22 protein-coding genes are annotated in these 17,944 nt (G+C 68.3%); 15 read left to right on the forward strand and 7 right to left on the reverse strand.

The genetic code is table 11. The features are described 5' to 3' along the window. Both ACLFA2_RS08460 and ACLFA2_RS08465 read right to left on the reverse strand, forming a co-directional pair. Entirely contained in the window at positions 1 to 648 is a 648-nt protein-coding gene (locus ACLFA2_RS08460; protein ID WP_021200069.1) for a response regulator, read from the reverse strand. Beyond that, a complete protein-coding gene (locus tag ACLFA2_RS08465) occupies positions 645 to 1,841 on the reverse strand; it encodes a sensor histidine kinase (protein ID WP_021200068.1) in 1,197 nt (398 codons plus the stop codon). Before ACLFA2_RS08465 ends, ACLFA2_RS08460 begins: the two co-directional genes overlap by 4 nt. A 116-nt stretch (positions 1,842 to 1,957) precedes the next feature. On the opposite strand from ACLFA2_RS08465, the gene ACLFA2_RS08470 reads away from it, so the two are divergent. Then, positions 1,958 to 2,839: a GAP family protein gene (locus ACLFA2_RS08470; RefSeq protein WP_021200067.1), complete on the forward strand. Its 882-nt coding sequence runs from the start codon at positions 1,958 to 1,960 to the stop codon at positions 2,837 to 2,839. Positions 2,840 to 2,895: 56 nt separating this feature from the next. Then, positions 2,896 to 3,591, forward strand: a complete 696-nt coding sequence (nucS, locus tag ACLFA2_RS08475; protein ID WP_021200066.1) for an endonuclease NucS — start codon at positions 2,896 to 2,898, stop codon at positions 3,589 to 3,591. Positions 3,592 to 3,602: 11 nt separating this feature from the next. Here nucS and ACLFA2_RS08480 read toward each other — a convergent pair whose 3' ends face one another. Beyond that, positions 3,603 to 4,094, reverse strand: a complete 492-nt coding sequence (locus tag ACLFA2_RS08480; protein ID WP_426622396.1) for a response regulator — start codon at positions 4,092 to 4,094, stop codon at positions 3,603 to 3,605. 144 nt (positions 4,095 to 4,238) lie between these two features. On the opposite strand from ACLFA2_RS08480, the gene ACLFA2_RS08485 reads away from it, so the two are divergent. Further along, positions 4,239 to 4,904 (forward strand): HAD hydrolase-like protein, encoded by a 666-nt coding sequence (locus tag ACLFA2_RS08485; RefSeq protein WP_322956036.1) that lies wholly within the window; start codon positions 4,239 to 4,241, stop codon positions 4,902 to 4,904. A 100-nt stretch (positions 4,905 to 5,004) separates the two neighbouring features. On the opposite strand, the gene ACLFA2_RS08490 is transcribed toward ACLFA2_RS08485, so the two are convergent. Then, positions 5,005 to 5,211: a cold-shock protein gene (locus tag ACLFA2_RS08490; protein ID WP_017203899.1), complete on the reverse strand. Its 207-nt coding sequence runs from the start codon at positions 5,209 to 5,211 to the stop codon at positions 5,005 to 5,007. A 543-nt stretch (positions 5,212 to 5,754) separates the two neighbouring features. On the opposite strand from ACLFA2_RS08490, the gene ACLFA2_RS08495 reads away from it, so the two are divergent. Further along, complete coding sequence (locus tag ACLFA2_RS08495; RefSeq protein ID WP_426622465.1) at positions 5,755 to 6,558, forward strand: shikimate 5-dehydrogenase; 804 nt, start codon at positions 5,755 to 5,757, stop codon at positions 6,556 to 6,558. A 235-nt stretch (positions 6,559 to 6,793) separates the two neighbouring features. Here ACLFA2_RS08495 and ACLFA2_RS08500 read toward each other — a convergent pair whose 3' ends face one another. Beyond that, a complete protein-coding gene (locus ACLFA2_RS08500) occupies positions 6,794 to 6,928 on the reverse strand; it encodes a hypothetical protein (RefSeq protein ID WP_017829963.1) in 135 nt (44 codons plus the stop codon). A gap of 317 nt (positions 6,929 to 7,245) precedes the next feature. Here ACLFA2_RS08500 and ACLFA2_RS08505 point away from each other — a divergent pair, with 317 nt between their 5' ends. The 5 genes from ACLFA2_RS08505 (at position 7,246) to ACLFA2_RS08525 (ending at position 12,119) form a co-directional block, all read left to right on the forward strand. After that, positions 7,246 to 7,530, forward strand: coding sequence for a hypothetical protein (locus ACLFA2_RS08505; RefSeq protein WP_426622397.1), 285 nt, complete (start codon positions 7,246 to 7,248; stop codon positions 7,528 to 7,530). Between the two features lie 139 nt (positions 7,531 to 7,669). Continuing rightward, on the forward strand, positions 7,670 to 8,821 hold the full coding sequence (locus ACLFA2_RS08510) for a calcium:proton antiporter (protein WP_426622398.1): 1,152 nt from the start codon (positions 7,670 to 7,672) through the stop codon (positions 8,819 to 8,821). 114 nt (positions 8,822 to 8,935) lie between these two features. Beyond that, a complete protein-coding gene (gene gap, locus ACLFA2_RS08515) occupies positions 8,936 to 9,967 on the forward strand; it encodes a type I glyceraldehyde-3-phosphate dehydrogenase (protein WP_021201330.1) in 1,032 nt (343 codons plus the stop codon). Then, positions 9,960 to 10,514 (forward strand): peroxiredoxin family protein, encoded by a 555-nt coding sequence (locus ACLFA2_RS08520; protein ID WP_426622399.1) that lies wholly within the window; start codon positions 9,960 to 9,962, stop codon positions 10,512 to 10,514. The genes gap and ACLFA2_RS08520 overlap by 8 nt, the downstream gene beginning before the upstream one ends. 177 nt (positions 10,515 to 10,691) lie before the next feature. Further along, positions 10,692 to 12,119 (forward strand): MFS transporter, encoded by a 1,428-nt coding sequence (locus ACLFA2_RS08525; RefSeq protein WP_029268182.1) that lies wholly within the window; start codon positions 10,692 to 10,694, stop codon positions 12,117 to 12,119. Positions 12,120 to 12,205: 86 nt separating this feature from the next. On the opposite strand, the gene ACLFA2_RS08530 is transcribed toward ACLFA2_RS08525, so the two are convergent. Continuing rightward, positions 12,206 to 13,159: a GlxA family transcriptional regulator gene (locus ACLFA2_RS08530; RefSeq protein ID WP_426622400.1), complete on the reverse strand. Its 954-nt coding sequence runs from the start codon at positions 13,157 to 13,159 to the stop codon at positions 12,206 to 12,208. 114 nt (positions 13,160 to 13,273) lie between these two features. Here ACLFA2_RS08530 and ACLFA2_RS08535 point away from each other — a divergent pair, with 114 nt between their 5' ends. From ACLFA2_RS08535 to ACLFA2_RS08555, 5 genes are all read left to right on the forward strand, one after another. After that, on the forward strand, positions 13,274 to 13,867 hold the full coding sequence (locus tag ACLFA2_RS08535) for an isochorismatase family protein (RefSeq protein WP_021201334.1): 594 nt from the start codon (positions 13,274 to 13,276) through the stop codon (positions 13,865 to 13,867). A gap of 55 nt (positions 13,868 to 13,922) precedes the next feature. Then, complete coding sequence (locus ACLFA2_RS08540) at positions 13,923 to 14,423, forward strand: MarR family winged helix-turn-helix transcriptional regulator (protein ID WP_021201335.1); 501 nt, start codon at positions 13,923 to 13,925, stop codon at positions 14,421 to 14,423. After that, positions 14,420 to 15,223: an SDR family oxidoreductase gene (locus ACLFA2_RS08545; protein WP_021201336.1), complete on the forward strand. Its 804-nt coding sequence runs from the start codon at positions 14,420 to 14,422 to the stop codon at positions 15,221 to 15,223. Before ACLFA2_RS08540 ends, ACLFA2_RS08545 begins: the two co-directional genes overlap by 4 nt. A gap of 302 nt (positions 15,224 to 15,525) precedes the next feature. After that, complete coding sequence (locus tag ACLFA2_RS08550) at positions 15,526 to 15,792, forward strand: hypothetical protein (RefSeq protein WP_021201337.1); 267 nt, start codon at positions 15,526 to 15,528, stop codon at positions 15,790 to 15,792. Then, a complete protein-coding gene (locus ACLFA2_RS08555) occupies positions 15,789 to 16,091 on the forward strand; it encodes a hypothetical protein (protein WP_021201338.1) in 303 nt (100 codons plus the stop codon). The genes ACLFA2_RS08550 and ACLFA2_RS08555 overlap by 4 nt, the downstream gene beginning before the upstream one ends. A gap of 55 nt (positions 16,092 to 16,146) precedes the next feature. On the opposite strand, the gene ACLFA2_RS08560 is transcribed toward ACLFA2_RS08555, so the two are convergent. Beyond that, complete coding sequence (locus ACLFA2_RS08560) at positions 16,147 to 16,785, reverse strand: hypothetical protein (RefSeq protein ID WP_297557167.1); 639 nt, start codon at positions 16,783 to 16,785, stop codon at positions 16,147 to 16,149. Positions 16,786 to 16,935: 150 nt separating this feature from the next. On the opposite strand from ACLFA2_RS08560, the gene ACLFA2_RS08565 reads away from it, so the two are divergent. Continuing rightward, positions 16,936 to 17,904, forward strand: coding sequence for a GNAT family N-acetyltransferase (locus tag ACLFA2_RS08565; RefSeq protein ID WP_322956005.1), 969 nt, complete (start codon positions 16,936 to 16,938; stop codon positions 17,902 to 17,904). Positions 17,905 to 17,944 lie beyond the last annotated feature (40 nt).

Below are 17,944 nucleotides of genomic sequence, written 5' to 3' on the forward strand. Positions count from 1 at the left end.
TCAGTCCTCGCCACCACGGACGAGCGCTGCCGCGTGTGAACGGCTGCGCGCGCCGAGCTTGGTGAGCACATTCGAGACATGAGTCTTGACCGTCGGCACCGAGATGCGCAGCCGTGCAGCGAGTTGAGCGTTCGACCACCCCTGCAGGATCCCCTCGAGCACCTCCTGCTCCCGGCCGGTCAGATTCGCGAGCCTCCCCGCATCCGGCACCGGCACGGGAAGCGCGGCGTTCTCGGCGACGGCGGCGAGCGCACGTCTCGTCACCCGCGGATCCAGAGCGCCGTCGCCCGCGGCGACCGCGCGGACAGCCTGTCCGAGGGTAGGGGCGTCGACCGTCTTGAGCAGGAATCCGACGGCCCCGGCGCGGATGGCCCCGAACACGAGGTCGTCCTCGTCGAAGCTCGTCAGGACCAGGACGTCGCCGAGACCGCGCTCGACGATCTCTCTGGTGGCCGAGATCCCGTCCCGCCCCGGCATCCGCACATCCATGAGCACGACGTCGGGGCGCAGTGCCGCGGCGTTGCGGACAGCGACCTCACCATCCGCGGCCTCTCCGACCACCGTGATGCCCTGTGTCTCGAGCATGATGCGCAGGCCCGCCCTGATCGCGCTGTGATCATCGGCCAGCAGCACGGTCGGCGCCGTCATGCCCGCACCTCCATCGGGATGCGCCCCTCGACCGCCCATCCGCCCGGGGTCGGCCCCGCGGAGAAGACGCCGTCCAACGCGCCGACGCGTTCCCGGAGCATCTGCAGCCCCCAGCCTTCGTCGCCGTGTGCAGCAGCGCGGCTGGGCGCACCGCCATGCGAGCGCACCTCGACCCGCACCTCGGAGTCCTGCTCCTGAACCGTGATGCCGACGACGGCGCCGCTCGCATGGCGGATGCAGTTGTTCAGCGCCTCGCGCACGATGCGGATGACGGCCTGCTCGCGCGCCGCACCGATGTCCTCGATGTCATCGACGACGAGGTGCACGACGAGCCCTGCCCGCTCCGCCTCCTGCACGATTCCGCCGAGATCCGCCCAGCGCGGTGCGGGCGCCAGAGTCCCGTCGCCGCGACGGAGCACCGAGATCAGGGATCGCAGCGCACCATGAGCATCGAGTCCCGCGTCGCGCACAGCCTGCAGGGCTTCTCGATCCCTGGCACGGTCGGGTGCGGACGACAATGCCGCTTCGGCACGGATCGCCATCGCCATCACGTGACCGGCGACGACATCGTGCAGCTCTCTCGCCATCGTCTCGCGCTCACGCTGCACCGCTTCGACGCGGTCCCGCTCGGCGGCGGCGGCGGCCTCTTCCGCTCGCTGACGATGCAGCTCGGCGAGTTCGTGGGCCTGGGAGACCGCCACCGCCCACCAGTAGTCGGTGCCGAAGATCGCGCCGAACTGCACGCCGATGAGGAAGGCCACGGCGAACGGCACGTCGGTGAAGAACCAGGCGGCGAGGAAGAAGATGATCGTCGAAGCGCCCAGCAGGAGGAGCAGCACCCGCCTCCCCTGCGGCCCCGCCAGGAACGCCGCCGTCCACAACACGTCCAGCAGCACCACGAGCGTGCCGATGCCGCCGACGGTGAGCAGATCGACCACGAAGAGGAGCGTGACCAGCGCGAGGACCGTCACGGGCATACGCCGCTTGACGAGGGCGAGCGCGCACGCGGGAAGCGCGAGGGCCAGTGCCCACCACGGCGAGACGGAGGTCTCGAGGATCGAGAACGGACCCCAGATGCCGCGGAACCCGAAGCCCGCCATGACGACCGCGAGGATCGCCATCCCGAGGGGATCCGCCCACCAGCGGTGCCGGCGGTACCAGGCTCCGAACCCGCCTTCGACCTGCTCGTGCATGCCCTCATGCAACCACGGCGCGCGCACTCGCGCATCCGACGAAGGGATGAGGGAGCCGAAGGAGACGATACTTTCGCCCGATCCGCAGCCGTCCCCCGTTCCGTGAACGTGGAGACATGGAACTCTTCGGCGGAATGCCGCTTCCCCTCTCCCTCGCCCTCCTGGCGCTGATCGATGGGCTGAGCGTCGGCACTCTCCTCATCCCCGTCTTCCTGCTCCTGCATCCGGGGCGGGTGCGCGCCGGACGCATCCTGCTGTATCTGGTGACGATCGCCGCGTTCTACCTGCTCGTCGGGCTCCTCTTCCTCTGGGGGCTGGTGAATCTCGTCGACGTGGCGTCCGACTTCCTGGCCTCGCCCGCCGGCCTGGTCATCCGCCTGCTCGTCGGAGGAGCGCTCCTCATCACGGCCTTCGTGATGCCAACCGGTGACAAGCGCGCCAAGCCCACGTCGACGACCCCCACGTCGGGACCCACGACCCCGCAGGTCTCGGCGTGGACGGGGATGCCGACGAGGTCGGCTGCGCACAGCTCGTCGATGACGACGCCACCCCCTCCGACTCCCGCGATGACGACGGACGCCGCGCCGCGCCCCGGTCGCATCACCCGGTGGCGCGAGCGACTGCTCGACCCGCGCACTCGCGGGACCGCCGTGATGGCCGTCGCGATCGCCGCCGGGCTTGTCGAGATCGCCACCATGCTCCCGTATATCGTCGCGATGACGATGCTGGCGGATGCGGGGATCGACACTCCGCTGCGTGTGCTGTCGCTCGTCGGGTACTGCGCGCTGATGATCCTGCCCGCTGTCGTGCTGCTCGTCCTGCGCCTGGTCGCCGCTCCCCTGGTGCAGCGGCCGCTCGAACGCTTCGCGGCTTGGATGGAGCGCACCGGCGCGGAGAACACCGCCTGGATCATCGGCATCATCGGATTCCTCATCGCCCGCTCCGCCGCCACCGAGCTCGGTCTCTTTCAGGCGATCGGGTCGTTCCTCGACCGATGACCGCCGCGCCCACCGCCTGCGACCGCGCAGCACTCCCGACGAAGTAGGCTCGACGGGTGCGTCTCGTCATCGCCCGCTGCTCGGTCGACTACACCGGTCGGCTCAACGCCCATCTCCCGCTTGCCACGCGTCTGCTCGTGCACAAGGGAGACGGGAGTCTGCTCGTGCACTCCGACGGCGGCAGCTACAAGCCGCTGAACTGGATGAGCCCGCCGTGCTCGCTCTCGAGCGAGACCCCCGGCGAGGAAGAAGCCAGCGCCGGCGTCGTCGAGGTCTGGCGCGTCACCCACAAGAAGACCGGTGATGCGCTGCGCGTGCAGATCTACGAGATCATCCACGACACCTCCCACGAGCTGGGTATTGACCCCGGGCTGCAGAAGGACGGCGTCGAGGCCGATCTGCAGCGGCTGCTCGCCGAACAGGTGGACCGCATCTCCGAGGGCGCGACGCTCGTACGCCGCGAGTACCCGACGGCCATCGGGCCCGTCGACCTGCTGGTGCGCGATGCCGACGGCGCCGCGATCGCGGTCGAGATCAAACGCCGCGGCGACATCGACGGCGTGGAGCAGCTGACCCGCTATCTCGAACTGCTGGGCCGCGACCCGCACCTCTCCCCCGTGCAGGGCGTCTTCGCCGCGCAGGAGATCAAGCCTCAGGCACGCGTGCTCGCCGAGGATCGCGGTATCCGCTGCCTGGTGCTCGACTACGACGACATGAAGGGCATCGAGTCGGGCATCCCCCGACTGTTCTGAGGCGTCACTTCTCAGCGCGCGGCGATGAGCCGGGGTGCCGGCCCCTCCAGACGCGCGATCGCGATCTTCACCTCGAAGATCTGCTGCTCGACGCGATCGAAACGCGCATCGGACTTCGTCTCCATCGTGTCGAACCGGGCATCGAACTTCGCATCCTGGGCATCGCACCGGGCATCGATTTTCGCGTCCAGGGCATCGCACCGGGCATCGAACTTCGTCTCCATCGCATCGCACCGGACATCGATTTTCGCGTCCAGGGCATCGCACCGGGCATCGAACTTCGTCTCCATCGCATCGCACCGCGCATCGAACTTCGTCTCCATCGCATCGCACCGCGCATCGAACTTCGTCTCCATCGCATCGCACCGCGCGTCGAACCTTGCATCCTGCGCCGCGAATCGCGCGTCCATCCGGTTGATCATCCAGCCGAAACCGCTGATGATCGCCACCAGGAGCGTCACTGCTGTCGCCAGCATCGTGATGACTTCCACCGACACGTACATGCCCCCATTCTCGCCCGCGTATCCGCCGATGTCACGACCTTATATGGGGACACACGGTGCCCACATGAGGTGTGCACAAGCTTTTGCGTTGCACACCTGTGCAGGAAGAGCGGACACCCTCCGTCCGGCCCATAGGCTGGAGAGATGCCTCACTCCCCCTACTCCTGCGTGCTGTGGGACGTCGACGGCACCATCGTCGACGCGTCCGTCGGCATCCTCCGCCGGCTCAATGTCGCGCTGACCCACTTCGGCCGACCGGCGCCGACCCGCGAAGAGCTGGTGCACTGGATCGGTCCCCCCATGTTCCAGTCCTTCCAGGATCAGGCCGGCATGACGCCGGAGCAGTCCGCCGAGGCGGTCGCCTTCTACCGCACCCTCGGCAAGGCCGACGGCTACACCACAGACGTCGCGACCTACCCGGGAGTGGTCGACCTCATCCACGAGCTGCACGCCGCCGGAGTGCCCCAGGCGACGGCCAGCTCGAAGCCCGAGAACCAGGTCGACGCACTGGTCGACCACTTCGGTCTGCGCCCTGCATTCCTGACGACCGTCGGGGCGACCCCGGACGAGTCGACCCTCGCCTCGAAGACCGACATCGTGGCAGAGGCTCTTCGTCGGCTGCGCGAGCTCGGCGCCGACACCTCGCGTCCCGTCCTGGTCGGAGACCGGCACCACGACGTCGAGGGTGGCAACGCCAACGGCGTTCCCGTGATCTTCGTCGAGTGGGGGTTCAGCGATTCGCACGAGGGCGACGAGGCCGCGTTCCGCGTGTCCTCGGTCGAAGAGCTGCGTGCGCTGCTGATCGCCTGAACGCCTGATCGCCCTCATCATCGCTCAGAAAGCACAGAACTCCCCTCCGGATGACGCATCGGGGACGCGATCCGGTGGGGAGTTCGGTGTCTCGCCCGTCTCAGACGGGGCGAATGTTCTCTGCCTGCAGGCCCTTCGGGCCCTGCGCCACATCGAACTCGACTCGCTGGTTCTCTTCGAGAGACCGGTAGCCGGATGACTGGATGGCGGAGTAGTGCGCGAAGACGTCAGCGCCTCCGTCGTCGGGGGAGATGAAGCCGAAGCCCTTCTCCGAGTTGAACCACTTGACCGTGCCCTGGGTGCTCATGTACTGCCTGTTCTGCTGGTGAAGAAGCCGACGCAGGGATGCCCCGACATCGCTAACGCTAGTGGAGGAGGCCCTGAGCGGAATAGCCGCCGCAAGAAGGTAATCCAAATGTTGCACGAGCGGCATCCGGCCGTCATCCGCGCGAGCGCGGGAGCGGGGCGCACGAGAACGCCCAGAAAAATGGTGTGGCCCTCACCGCGGGGGGAGCGATGAGGGCCGAAGACGACCGGAGGGTGCGTCAGAGACAGCTTAGCCCCTTTTCGATGCTCTTGTCCCCCTTTTGGGGGACAAATCTGAACTTCTCTGCGAGACGAACGACAGCGGCCCCCTCGAGTAGCCCATTGGGGACTGAACTACTCGAGAGGGCCCAATCGCATGCACGGATCGTCTGCCCCTGGGGTGGGCCACCGTCTCCTGGGGAGAGACGTAGACGATCGATCCCCATGTGCACGCACCTTCACCATAGGGGAGGATCCACGTTCTCGCCACGGACCTTCATCGGCGCGCGAGTAGCCTGATCCGGTGACTCTGCTCAACAAAGACATGACGCTCTGCATCTCGCTGTCCGCGCGCCCGAGCAACAACGGAACACGCTTCCACAATCATCTCTACGAGGCGCTCGGCCTGAACTGGATCTACAAGGCGTTCGCGCCGACCGACCTCGCGCAGGCCATCGCAGGTGTCCGGGGTCTCGGCATCCGTGGGTGCGCGATCTCCATGCCGTACAAGGAAGAGGTCATCGCGCTCGTCGACCGGATGGATCCCTCGGCGAGCGCCATCGACTCCGTCAACACGATCGTCAACGACGACGGCGTGCTCACGGCCTACAACACCGACTACTCCGCGATCGCGCAGCTCATCGAACGCGGAGGTCTCGATCGCACGGCCTCGGTGCTGCTGCGCGGATCGGGAGGCATGGCGAAGGCCACGGCCGCCGCGTTCCGCGACGCCGGCTTCACGCGGGTGACGATCGTCGCCAGGAATGAGGCGAACGGGCGCCCCCTTGCCGACTTGTACGACTTCGCCTGGACCGCTGGGCTCGACGATGCCAGGGCGGACATCCTGGTCAATGTCACGCCGATCGGCATGGCCGGGGGCGCGGAAGAGCACACGCTGTCGTTTTCGGAAGAGGCGATCGGGGCCGCATCCGTCGTCTTCGACGTGGTGGCCCTCCCCGCGGAGACACCTCTCATCGCTGCGGCGCGCAGGGCTGGCAAGACGGTGATCACGGGGGCCGAGGTCGCGACCCTGCAGGCACTGGAGCAGTTCGTGCTCTACACGGGCATCCGTCCGTCGGCGGAGCAGGTGCGCGCGGCGGAGGAGTTCATGCGAGCCGGAAACGCCTGACGACTGCCCTCCCGCACGCAGCCGGAGCGACGAGCTGTCGGGCACACGCTCCATCTTCGTTCCGGCGCCGATCAGCGATGTGTGGGAGCTTGTCACATCGGCAGGCCGCATTCCCGAGTGGGGGCCGAGCCGTGGGCACGATCGATGCCACGCTCGAACGCTCGGCAGATCGCGTTCGGCCGGTGGGCGGGCATCTCGCGCAGCGCGGATGTGCCCGCCCACGGGTCGAACCGACTCAGCCCTTCGCGCCCTTGCGGGGCTTGATGAACTCGGCCGGTGCGTTCTTCTCCCGCTTGGCAGCTCGCTTCTCCTTGAGCGAGAGCTGCGGCGCCTTCTTGCTGTCGCGACCCTGGATGGACTTTCCGGACATGGTTACTCGCTTCCCCTTCGGTGGCTGGCGTAACCTCCGACCATAGCCCGGAACCAGGGGAAGTCAAATTTCCCGCTGAACGGGAAAAATCTTCGTTGCCAGGCTCATGCCGTTTTCGGAATATTCATTGAAATATCTCATGCGCGACACATCGCGACGGTGCCCGCGACAAGCCCTGGCGACCCCCGGGAATCCGCCGAGGAGGAACCAGAGCAGGCGGCGAGGCGAACGGGTTTGCTACCCTGGGAGCGGAACAACGACGGAGGACGACCTCCGACGGAGAGACTGACCGGGGACGACCCCGACAGGAGTCTCCCGTGAATCACTCGTCCACCTGGCCCCTCTGGGTCGTATCCCGCGAACCTCGGGCCGCACGCGCCACGCTCGTGCTGTGCTTCGTCTCGTTCTCCATGGTCAGCGCGGCAGCACTGTCCGTCGGCGTGCGCGGGATCTGGCTGGAACTCCTCCTCTCGGCGGGATTCCTCGTCTGGGCCACTGCGCAGTGGGTCTGCGTCGAGCGTCGTCGACATCGAGAATCGGCGTTCCGCCGCGACGTCGAGCGGTACATCAACGCGCTCTCCCGCTCCTCCGCTCCGGAGTGACGCCACCGCCGTCGATCGCCGGCCATCCGCCGCGAACGCCGCGTACCATCAGATGCAGTGCGCTGAGAAAGCGCTGCGACCGGGACGACCCGGTCGTGGTCACCACTCGGGGACGGCCCCAGCTCGAAGGAGTCCGGCGATGTCACGCACGGAACGTAAGCAGTTGATCAGCGTCACGGACATCGTCCGCGTCATCCTGGGATGGGGGGCCTTCGCAGCTCTCTTCCTCCTCCACCCGGTGCTGGAACCCCCCGTGCCCACCCCGGTACTCATCATCGCGCTCGGGGCGATCATCGCAGTGATCCTCGTCTGCGCGTTCGGTGTCGTGAAGCAGGCCGAGGCCCTCGCGCACCGGCTCGGCGATCCCTACGGCTCGCTCGTCCTGACCCTGTCGATCGTGCTGATCGAGGTCATCCTGATCTCCGCGGTCATGCTCGGTCCGGGAGAGCACGCGACCATCGCCCGCGACTCGGTCATGGCCGTCTCGATGATCATCCTCAACCTCGTCATCGGCCTCGCTCTCCTCCTCGGCGGCCTCCGCCATCGCGGCATGGCCCACAACCGCACCGGCACCTCGGCGTACCTGTCGATGCTGGTCGTGCTCGTCGCACTCGCATTCGGCCTCCCCGCCCTCATCGGCACGGACGGCTCGTACACGACGGCGCAGGAGATCCCGATCATCGTGCTTACCCTCGTGCTCTACGCCTTCTTCCTCTACCGGCAGATGGGTGCGCAGGCGAGCGACTTCACCGAGGTCGACCCGCGCATGCTGGAGACCACTCCGCACCGGGCGAAGGCGGAGGCGGGTGGCGGGATCCGCGAGGTTCTCGCGGAGCATCGCACCGAGGTGCTCGTGCGTCTCGCGCTCCTGGTGGTGACCGTGATCCCCATCGTGCTCCTGTCGCATGACATGGCGGCGCTCCTGGACGACGGCCTGGGCCGCCTCGGAGCGCCGATCGCCCTCGCCGGCGTGCTCATCGCGGGGATCGTGTTCCTGCCGGAGTCGATCACCGCAGTGCGTGCTGCTCTCGGCGGCGAGGCCCAGCGCGTGAACAACCTCGGCCTCGGCGCGCTGGTGTCCACCGTCGGTCTGACCATTCCTGCGGTGCTGATCATCGGCATGTTCACCGGTCAGACCATCGTTCTGGCGGAGTCGCTGGCGAACCTGCTGATGCTGGGCGTGACACTGCTGCTGTCGGTGACGACGTTCGCCGCGAAGCGGGTGACCGCCATGCACGGCGCCGCGCACCTGGTGACGTTCGCGGTCTACCTGGTGGTGCTCTTCAGCTGATCCTGGGCCGGCGGGGCGATGAACCTCCACCGACCCCACCCCTCTTCTCGCGTGATATTTTTGGCATAGGCCAAAAGTCAATCACCGCCGGAATCCGGCACAGGAGGGAGCATCATGTCCACGAAGATCGCCATCAACGGCTTCGGGCGCATCGGGCGCAACTACTTCCGAGCCCTGCTCGCGAAGCACTCGGATCTCGAGGTGGTCGCGGTCAACGACCTCACCGACACGCGCACGCTCGCCCATCTGCTCAAGTACGACGCGGCGAACGGCACCCTGCCCGGACCTGTGAAGCACGACGACGCGCACCTGTTCGTCAACGGTCAGGCGATCCGCGTGTTCTCCGAGCGCGATCCACTCCGCCTTCCCTGGACAGACCTCGGCGTCGACATCGTGATCGAGTCGACCGGGCTGTTCACCAAGGCGGAGCTCGCCGCGAAGCACGTCGAGGCCGGGGCGCGGAAGGTGATCATCTCGGCGCCCGCGACCGGAGACGACGGAACGTTCGTGCTCGGCGTGAACGAGCACACCTACGACCCCGAGCGGCACCACATCATCTCGAACGCCTCCTGCACGACGAACTGCCTCGCCCCGGTGGCCAAGGTGTTCCACGAAGCCTTCGGTATCGAGGCCGGCCTGATGACCACCGTGCACGCGTACACGGCCGACCAGAACCTGCAGGACGGCCCGCACTCCGACCTCCGGCGCGCTCGGGCGGCGGGGGTCAACATCGTCCCCACGAGCACGGGTGCGGCGAAGGCGATCGGGCGCGTCATCCCCGAACTCGACGGGAAGCTCGACGGGTTCGCGCTGCGCGTGCCGGTGCTCACCGGATCCATCACCGACCTCACCGTCACCGCATCGCGCCCCGTGACCGTGGAAGAGGTGAAGGCCGCCTACCGAGCCGCGGCGGAAGGGCCGCTCAAGGGGATCCTCCGCTACACCGAGGACGAGATCGTCTCCGCCGACATCGTCGCCGATCCGCACTCCTCGATCCTCGACGCGGGATTGATCCGTGTGATCGGCGACCAGGTGAAGGTCTCGGCCTGGTACGACAACGAGTGGGGCTACTCGAACCGCCTGGCGGACCTCACCGAGTACGTCGCCGCGCGGCTGCCCGAGCGTGAGGAGGAAGCCCGTGCCTGAGCCGCTGCTCGGTGCCGACGCCTTCGCGCTCGACGTCTCGGAGTGGGTGAACAGCGCCCCGATCAGCCCGGAATCGCTCCGCGGACGCGTCGTGGTCGTCGAAGCGTTCCAGATGCTGTGCCCCGGATGCGTGAGCCACGGCCTCCCGCTTGCCCAGCGTCTCCACGGCATGTTCGACTCCCGCGAGCTCGTCGTGCTCGGGTTGCACACGGTTTTCGAGCATCACGCCGTGATGGGCCGCGAGGCGCTCGAGGTCTTCCTGTCGGAGTACCGGATCGAGTTCCCCGTGGCGATCGACCGGCCGCTCGACGGTCAGGCGATTCCGGCGACCATGCACAGGTACGGACTCCGGGGAACGCCGTCGACGATCATCGTCGACCGGGAAGGGCGCGTGCGTCAGATCGCATTCGGCGCGGTCGATGAACTGGCCCTCGGCACCTACCTCGGGCGTCTTCTCGCCGAGCCGACCACACCGTCGGTGCCGTCGGTCTCCGCCTCGATGTCGGAGGCCGGCGAGGCCTGCAGCGTCGACGGCGTGTGCACCTGAGCGTCGACGGACGACCGGCACGCAGGACTCTGTGAAGGCCCGGCCCCTGGAGGCCGGGCCTTTCGTCAGGTCTCGACGCGAACGGACCTCTTTTCGACATTTTGAATACCCCTACCCCCTATAGGTATATGGTGATCTCTGACCGGACCCACCGGCACGCACCCTCAGGAGGAACCCATGTCCCGCCCGCCCATCTCCCGAGCCCAGCGCTGGCTCGGGCTCGTCCTCATCGCCACGGCGCAGTTCGTCGTCATCATGGACACCTCGATCATCGGAGTGGCTCTGCCCGATATCCAGCGCGACCTGGGCTTCACTCCGGAATCACTGTCGTGGGTGTTCAACGCCTACGTCGTGGCGTTCGGCGGTCTGCTGCTGCTCGGCGGACGCCTGGCCGACGCGTTCGGCGCGAGGAAGATCTTCGTGAGCGGGTGGATCGTCCTCATCATCGGCTCGCTCCTCGCCGGCGCCGCCACCGACGTCGGGCTTGAGATCGCCGGTCGTGCCATTCAGGGTGCCGGGTCCGCTCTGATCGCTCCCGCCGCGCTCACCCTGCTCATGATGCTGTTCGGCGGCACCTCCGACCTTCCCAAGGCGTTCGCGGTGTACGGCGCCGCCGCCCCCATCGGCGGCACGGCTGGCGTCTTCCTCGGCGGAGTGCTGACCGAGTACGCGAGCTGGCCGTGGGTGTTCTACGTGACGGTGCCGATCGCTCTGTTCGTGCTCGCCTTCACGGCCTCCACCCTCCCTCGCACCGTCCGCACGGCCGCCGGATCGATCGACGTGGCCGGTGCTCTCACCGTCACCCTCGGTCTCGCTGCCGTCGTCTACGGCGTCGTCAATGCCCCCGAGGTCGGATGGCTCACCTGGTCGACCCTGACCTTCGTGGGCGCCGGAATCGTCCTGCTCGCGATCTTCTTCGTGATCCAGGCACGCAGCCGGAACCCCCTGCTGCGCCTCGGGCTGCTGCGTGCACCGCTGTTGGCCGCGGCCAACAGCGCCCAGCTGCTCCTCGGAGCGGCTTGGGTGTCGATGTGGTTCTTCCTGAACCTCTACCTGCAGCAGGTCCTCGGGGCGAGCGCATTCGCCGCGGGTGCCGCGCTGCTGCCGATGACGGGCCTGGTCGTCCTGGTGATGGTCGCCCTCGCCCCTCGCCTCCTTGCGCGGTTCGGAGCCAGGTCGATGATCGTCAGCGGCCTGCTGATCCTCGCCGGCGGCCTCCTCTGGCTGTCGTTCGTCCGCCCGGACGGTAACTACGCCGCGGACGTGCTGCCGGCGTCGCTCCTCGCCGCGCTCGGGATGTCGCTCGCCTTCGTCCCGTCGCTGGGCACCGCGATCAACGCCGCACCGCCGATGGAGACGGGCGTCGCCTCCGGACTCGTGAGCACGAGCTACCAGATCGGATCGGCCCTCGGGCTCGCCGTCCTCACCGCGATCGTCTACGGCATCTCGGGCACCGCTCCGACGGCGGTCGACCTGACGCGCGGGTACTCCGCCGCCTTCCTGGGCGCGGCGATCCTCGCCCTTGTCGGCGCGATCGTCACCGCGATCTGGATGACGAAGCCGCGGGCACGGAGCGAGGCGTCCGAGGAGTCCGTCTCCGTGTGACATCGGCCCCGACACCGACAGTGCCCCGCGGGCGCAGGGGGGAGGATGATCCGTCCCCCTGCCTCCGCGGGCACGCGTGCATCCACTCAGGTGGTTCGGAACGCCGACCGATACTGGCTCGGAGTCGCACCGAATGCACGACCGAAGTGCTGGCGGAAGAGCGCAGCCCCACCGAACCCGGTCGTCGACGCGACCGTGTCGACCGGGAGCGACGTGGCCTCGAGCATCTCCCGAGCCGCCGCCAGCCGCTGCGCGAGCACCCACTTCGCCACCGTCGACCCCGTCTGCGCCCGAAATGCCCGGGTGAACGAACTCCGGCTGAGATGGGCGCGAGCGGCGAGGACGTCGATGGACAGATCGGCATCGAGGTTCGCGGCGCTCCATCGCATCGCCTCGGCGATCGGGTCTCCTCCCGCGTCCGGAACCGGCCGCTCGATGAACTGCGCCTGTCCACCGGAGCGATGGGGCGGCGCGACGATCCTCCGGGCGACCCGGTTCGCGACGAGCTGACCCTCTCTCCGGGCGAGAAGGTGCAAGCAGGCGTCGATCCCGGCCGTGGCGCCTGCTCCCGTGACGATCTGCCCCTGGTCGATGTACAGCTCGTCCGGTTCGAGCGCGACCCGGGGGAACCTGTGCCGGAACACGTCGGCCCACTTCCAGTGCGTGGTCGCGGTGCGACCCTCCAACACGCCGCTGTCGGCGAGGGGAAAAGCCCCGAGGCAGAGTCCGACCAGTTCGGCTCCCTCGTCGTGCGCTTCCCGCAGCGCGCTCGACAGCTCATCCGGCGCCGCCCGGTCGGGCTCGCCCCACCACGGCACCACGACGACGTCGGCACCGCGAACCGCTTCGAGCCCGTGTCGCACGTCGATGTCGAAGTCGGCGGAGGTGCGGAGCGTGCCCGCGCGCAGCGCCGCGACGCGGATGGGCCATGGATCGATCTCGCCGACGGGCGTCTCGCCTCCCCACACGAGGGACGGGACGGACAGGTGGAAGGGGCTGATGCCGTCCACGGCGATCACGGTCACACGCGGTGCGCTCATTGCGCGTCCCTCCATCCTTAGGGCGAGCCGATCACGGCGACGGCTGACCCGAATCCGGCTGTTCAGAGTCGTTCGGGTCAACAAGACTACAGACGACCCGAGAGAGGACACCTCATGACCACGTCATCCACACTCCGCGCCCTGAGCGGCTTCGTCGACGCCCCTGCCGCCCTCGCGGCCTCGACCGTCATCCTCGTCGACTTCCAGAACACCTACACCCGCGGAGAGATGGAGCTCGACGGGTGGGACGCCGCCCTCGACGCCGCGGCCGACCTCCTCATGCGGGCCCGCAGCGCCGGTGCGACGGTGATCCACGTGCAGCACGACGGCGGGGTCGGCTCGGCGTACGACATCCGCGAGGACATCGGCGCGATCCACGAGCGTGTCGCTCCGACCGACGGGGAGGCGGTCGTCGTGAAGACCGCTCCGAACTCCTTCGTCGGCACCGAGCTCGGAGACCTCATCGACGCCGCGGGCCACGACGATGTCGTGATCGCCGGGTTCATGACGCACATGTGCGTCACCTACACGACCGAGGGCGCCTTCCTCCGCGGAAACCGTCCGACGGTGGTCGCTGCCGCCACCGCGACGCGAAGCCTCCCCTCGGTCGTCGGCGACGTGTCGGCCGCGCAGCTGCACCGCGCAGCCCTCGCCGGCATCGCCGATCTGTACGCCACGGTCGTCGCGACGGCGGCCGACCTCTCTTGACGGACAACCCTCCTTTTACAGTTGCCTCACGCAACTGAGCTGATATGATGAGCTTGTGGCGATCGAGGGCAGGATCGAAGACATCCGTGAGGCGCTGGTCGGCGTCGTCGCGGAGTGGACGCAGAGCGAGCTGCAGGTAGAGGTCGCCGAGAGCGTCGACAGATCCCTCGATGCCGCAGAGGTGCGCAGCCTGTACCTGGTCGGCATGAGCGGCGGCTCCCTGGGGTTCAGTCAGCTGGCCGATCGAGCCGCGTTGTCGCGCCCGACGACGTCGAAGCTGGTCTCGCGGATGTCGGCGCAGGGCTTCTTCGACCGGGTCCGCTCCGGCCGCACGGTCGATGTGCGCCTGACGGACGCGGGCCGCGAAGCCTACGGACGACTCGTCGCCGCCGGGCAGCAGATGGTCGGCGGCGCCCTCGCCGGCTGGTCGACACAGGAGATCGCCCAGTTCCAGGCTCACCTCAGCCGTTTCGTCGCCGCCCTACCAGGGGCGACGCAGGCGACCGTATCGCGGTCGCCGTCCGATGCCGTCTCATCACCCCAGGAGGAATCATGACCCGCACCTATGTCGTCACCGGCGCCGCATCCGGCATCGGCGCCGCGACCGCCGAGCTGCTTCGCGCGCACGGACACACCGTGATCGGTGTCGACCTCGCCGGCGTGGAGGTCACAGGCGACCTCTCGACTCCCGAAGGCCGCGCGGCCGCCGCTGACGCCGTGCTCGCCACCGCCGACGGAGGCATCGACGCGATCATCGCGTGCGCGGGGATCGCGGCGCCGATCGCCAAGACCATGGCGATCAACTACTTCGGTGTGACCGAGTTCCTCACCGCGCTGCTGCCGAACCTGAGCCTGGCGGACCAGCCGCGCGCCGCCGTGGTGTCGTCGATGGCATCGCTGCAGCCCGTCTCGGCCGAGCTCGTCGACGCGGCACTGAGCGGCGACGAGCCCCTCGCCCTCGAGATCGGCGATCAGCTCGCCGCCACGGCTGAGGGAGGGTTCCTCAACTACTCCTCGAGCAAGCGCGCCCTCTCGCGCTGGGTGCGACGCGCGTCGGTCTCCGACGCCTGGGCCGGTGCGGGGATCCCCCTCAACGCCGTCGCGCCCGGCACGGTCACCACGGCCATGACCGCCGGATTGCTGGCGAGCCCTGAGGGCCTGGCACAGGTCGACGCCGCCGTGCCGATGCCCCTCAACTACCACCAGCCCGCATCGTCGATCGCCGAGCTGCTGGTGTGGCTGACCAGCCCGGCCAACACCCATATGGCAGGTCAGACCATCTATTGCGACGGCGGTGCCGACGCCGTGCTGCGCGGCGACGACATCTGGTCCTGGAACGACGCTCCGCGCGCCTGACACCCACCCCGCGAGAAGGCCCGGTCCCCCGTGGATCGGGCCTTCTCGGCGCTTCCGACCCACTCGGACCACCTCCTTATTTTGAATGACTAAAAATAAGTGTTACTGTCGTAGGGAACCGGACGGCCAGATCGTCCTTCCCTCCGTCGGCATCCGACAGCTCTGCGGGAAGGCTCCTGGCCGCAGGACAGCGCGCCGTCCGTCGGGGGTCTCTGGCCCCAGGGGGTGTTCGGCGCGCCCACGCGCAAGAACGGATGCACCCGCGTTCGACGGCGCCAGGAGACACAGGAGAGGAATCACTGATGGAGGAGAACCGAACCGGTTGGAAACCGAACCCGGTGTTCAGTTCGATGCCGCATTCGATGGGCCGCGGCTCCCGCGAGGACATCGTCTGGGAGGCGCTCGACCGCGTGAACGGCAAGCCGGCACCCACGATGGGGACGATGCAGGCCGCCATGGGCAACGAGGCGCAGATCCGCATCGTCCACGACACCATCCGCGCCTACCTCGACGCGCACGGTCTCCGCGACACCAGCGAGCTGGGCGTCCGAGCCGGTGACCTCGCATGAGACGGCGAGCCGCGCAGGCCGCGCAGACCATGCACATCCGCTCGACCGAGCTCTGCCGTACACCGCCCGCCTCCCTCGACGACGATCAGTTCGTCGCCCAGCTCGGATCCGTCGGCCTCGGTAGCACGTCATACGTGGTCGGACGGCGCGATCCGCACGCTCCCGAATGGATCGTGCTCGACTACGCCACCGGTGGACACGAGCGAGTGTGGCGGCGGACACGACCGCAGACGGACGGCCTGCTCGCGTACGTCCTCGTCGAGGACGACTCCTCGAACGGATACGTGTCGGCCGCCTGACGGGAGCGTCGGTCGCCCGGCGGGAGCGGGGCGACCGACATGCGCAGAACGAGGGTCAATCCCCGAACACGACCACCGATCGCCTCCGCGAGCGCGCGGCCTGGATGGCCACGGCTCCCATCGCTCCGGTGGCGAGGATTCGTGTCAGCGTCAGCACGTGGGAGACGAGGATCATCGCATTCTGATCGGTCACGCTGCCGGACATCACGGCGACCTCGATCAACGACCCCAGGATCACCGTGGCGAGCGCGCCCGCGGGGACCACGTTCCAGGGCTTCGCGAGTGGACTGCGGAGGACACCTGCCACGATCGTTCCGCTGAGCCCCAACTCCACGAGGGCGTCCACGTAGATCGGTGCAGCCGACGTGATGTCGAACGACGCCGCCAGCGACGGGGGACCGACCGGCAGCCAGACCGCCAGGAGAAAGAGGGAGATGACCGCGGACCTCGGCGGCCGCAGGGTGCCGTCACGACGTGCAGCTCCGACCCCGGCCGCGGCGAGCGCGAGGCTGAAGGCCACGGTCGCCGCCGTCGAGATGCCGACGAGAGCATTCCCCTCGAGCGACCCGGGAAGACTGCGGAACGCGGCCAGCAGCGCCGAGACGATGAAGAGCACTCCGGAGGCCAGCCACCATGGCGACCACCGCGTCGATGCGCCCTCGACCGCGACCATCGGGGATTCAGGTCCACTCATCGCTCACCGCTCGTCATCGTTCAGGGCAGGTCCTGCCTCCACCCTCTCAGAGGCTCCGCGACAGCGCGAAAAGGGATGAACGCCTCCCTGGCATGGCACCCTGGTCATGCACCCGCCCGTCGTCGAACCCCCGAAAGCGTCGTGACCGCGATGAGCATCCGCGTCGAACCCGTCGATCCGCAGAACGTCACCCTCTTGCTGCGGTGGAACGGCATCCTCCGCGACGGGTGCGCCTTCGGCCGTCAGAAGGCGTGGTCCCGCAGCGACGAGGCCACGCGCCTGCAGTTCCAGAACCCCCATCCCACCCGCAGCTCGGTGCTGCTGCTCGCGGAGATCGACGGAGTGCCGGTCGGCGCGGCCGAGGCGCACGTGCACCCTGGCGAACCGGCAGACGTCGAGATCGCCGTTCTCGATGCGTTCCGTCGACGCGGAGTCGCCCGTGCGCTGCTCCACGCCGTGCGGAACACCCTGCGCGGCACCGCCACGGTGATGCGCACCGAGACGTACTCCGATGCCGGCGTCTCGTTCGCACGTTCCGAGGGCATGCGGATCGGCGTCCGCGAGAGCCGGCAGGTGGTCGATCTCCCGCTGCCGCAGGGCATCCTCGACAGCTTCCCCGGCCCGCCGTCGAACGTCGAGGTCATCTCGTGGGTGGACGCCTGTCCGGAGGAGCTTCTCGACGACTGGGCTCGGCTGCGCGCGCACATGTCGGACGACGTGCCGATGGGCGACCTGACACGCACTGCCGCGCCCGTCGATGTCGCGGCCGTCCGCCGGAACGAGGAGCGCATGTCCGAACAGGGGTATGCCCTGGTGCGGAGCGTCGCTCGCATCGACGGGCACTCCGTCGGCTACACCGAGATCCTGCTCTCTCGGCCCGATCCGACGATCGCCCTTCAGGACGACACCTTCGTCGAGGAGCGGGTTCGAGCTCGCGGCATCGGGCGTGCGCTGAAGGTCGCCAACCTCCGCCGACTCCTGAGCGTTCCGGAGAGTGCCGGCTCGCGTTTCCTGCAGACGTACACGGCGCTGACGAACGAGCCGATGCTCGCCCTCAACAGGTCGGTCGGGTTCGAGGAGGTCGACGTGCTCACCGTTCTCGAGGGGCCGCTGGGCTGACGGCCGTCCCGATCGCCGGCCGCGCTCTCCTCACGATCCG

The sequence above is a fragment of the Microbacterium sp. As-52 genome (assembly GCF_049949185.1).
Taxonomy (GTDB): domain Bacteria; phylum Actinomycetota; class Actinomycetes; order Actinomycetales; family Microbacteriaceae; genus Microbacterium; species Microbacterium maritypicum_A.

What these genes read in the sequence shown, in the direction of transcription:
- ACLFA2_RS08460 (WP_021200069.1), bottom strand. Translation starts at nt 648, where the DNA reads ATGACGGCGCCGACCGTGCTGCTGGCCGATGATCACAGCGCGATCAGG.
- ACLFA2_RS08465 (WP_021200068.1), bottom strand. Translation starts at nt 1,841, where the DNA reads ATGCACGAGCAGGTCGAAGGCGGGTTCGGAGCCTGGTACCGCCGGCAC.
- ACLFA2_RS08470 (WP_021200067.1), top strand. Translation starts at nt 1,958, where the DNA reads ATGGAACTCTTCGGCGGAATGCCGCTTCCCCTCTCCCTCGCCCTCCTG.
- ACLFA2_RS08480 (WP_426622396.1), bottom strand. Translation starts at nt 4,094, where the DNA reads ATGTACGTGTCGGTGGAAGTCATCACGATGCTGGCGACAGCAGTGACG.
- ACLFA2_RS08485 (WP_322956036.1), top strand. Translation starts at nt 4,239, where the DNA reads ATGCCTCACTCCCCCTACTCCTGCGTGCTGTGGGACGTCGACGGCACC.
- ACLFA2_RS08490 (WP_017203899.1), bottom strand. Translation starts at nt 5,211, where the DNA reads ATGAGCACCCAGGGCACGGTCAAGTGGTTCAACTCGGAGAAGGGCTTC.
- ACLFA2_RS08495 (WP_426622465.1), top strand. Translation starts at nt 5,755, where the DNA reads ATGACGCTCTGCATCTCGCTGTCCGCGCGCCCGAGCAACAACGGAACA.
- ACLFA2_RS08500 (WP_017829963.1), bottom strand. Translation starts at nt 6,928, where the DNA reads ATGTCCGGAAAGTCCATCCAGGGTCGCGACAGCAAGAAGGCGCCGCAG.
- ACLFA2_RS08510 (WP_426622398.1), top strand. Translation starts at nt 7,670, where the DNA reads ATGTCACGCACGGAACGTAAGCAGTTGATCAGCGTCACGGACATCGTC.
- gap (WP_021201330.1), top strand. Translation starts at nt 8,936, where the DNA reads ATGTCCACGAAGATCGCCATCAACGGCTTCGGGCGCATCGGGCGCAAC.
- ACLFA2_RS08525 (WP_029268182.1), top strand. Translation starts at nt 10,692, where the DNA reads ATGTCCCGCCCGCCCATCTCCCGAGCCCAGCGCTGGCTCGGGCTCGTC.
- ACLFA2_RS08530 (WP_426622400.1), bottom strand. Translation starts at nt 13,159, where the DNA reads ATGAGCGCACCGCGTGTGACCGTGATCGCCGTGGACGGCATCAGCCCC.
- ACLFA2_RS08535 (WP_021201334.1), top strand. Translation starts at nt 13,274, where the DNA reads ATGACCACGTCATCCACACTCCGCGCCCTGAGCGGCTTCGTCGACGCC.
- ACLFA2_RS08545 (WP_021201336.1), top strand. Translation starts at nt 14,420, where the DNA reads ATGACCCGCACCTATGTCGTCACCGGCGCCGCATCCGGCATCGGCGCC.
- ACLFA2_RS08550 (WP_021201337.1), top strand. Translation starts at nt 15,526, where the DNA reads ATGGAGGAGAACCGAACCGGTTGGAAACCGAACCCGGTGTTCAGTTCG.
- ACLFA2_RS08555 (WP_021201338.1), top strand. Translation starts at nt 15,789, where the DNA reads ATGAGACGGCGAGCCGCGCAGGCCGCGCAGACCATGCACATCCGCTCG.
- ACLFA2_RS08560 (WP_297557167.1), bottom strand. Translation starts at nt 16,785, where the DNA reads ATGAGTGGACCTGAATCCCCGATGGTCGCGGTCGAGGGCGCATCGACG.
- ACLFA2_RS08565 (WP_322956005.1), top strand. Translation starts at nt 16,936, where the DNA reads ATGAGCATCCGCGTCGAACCCGTCGATCCGCAGAACGTCACCCTCTTG.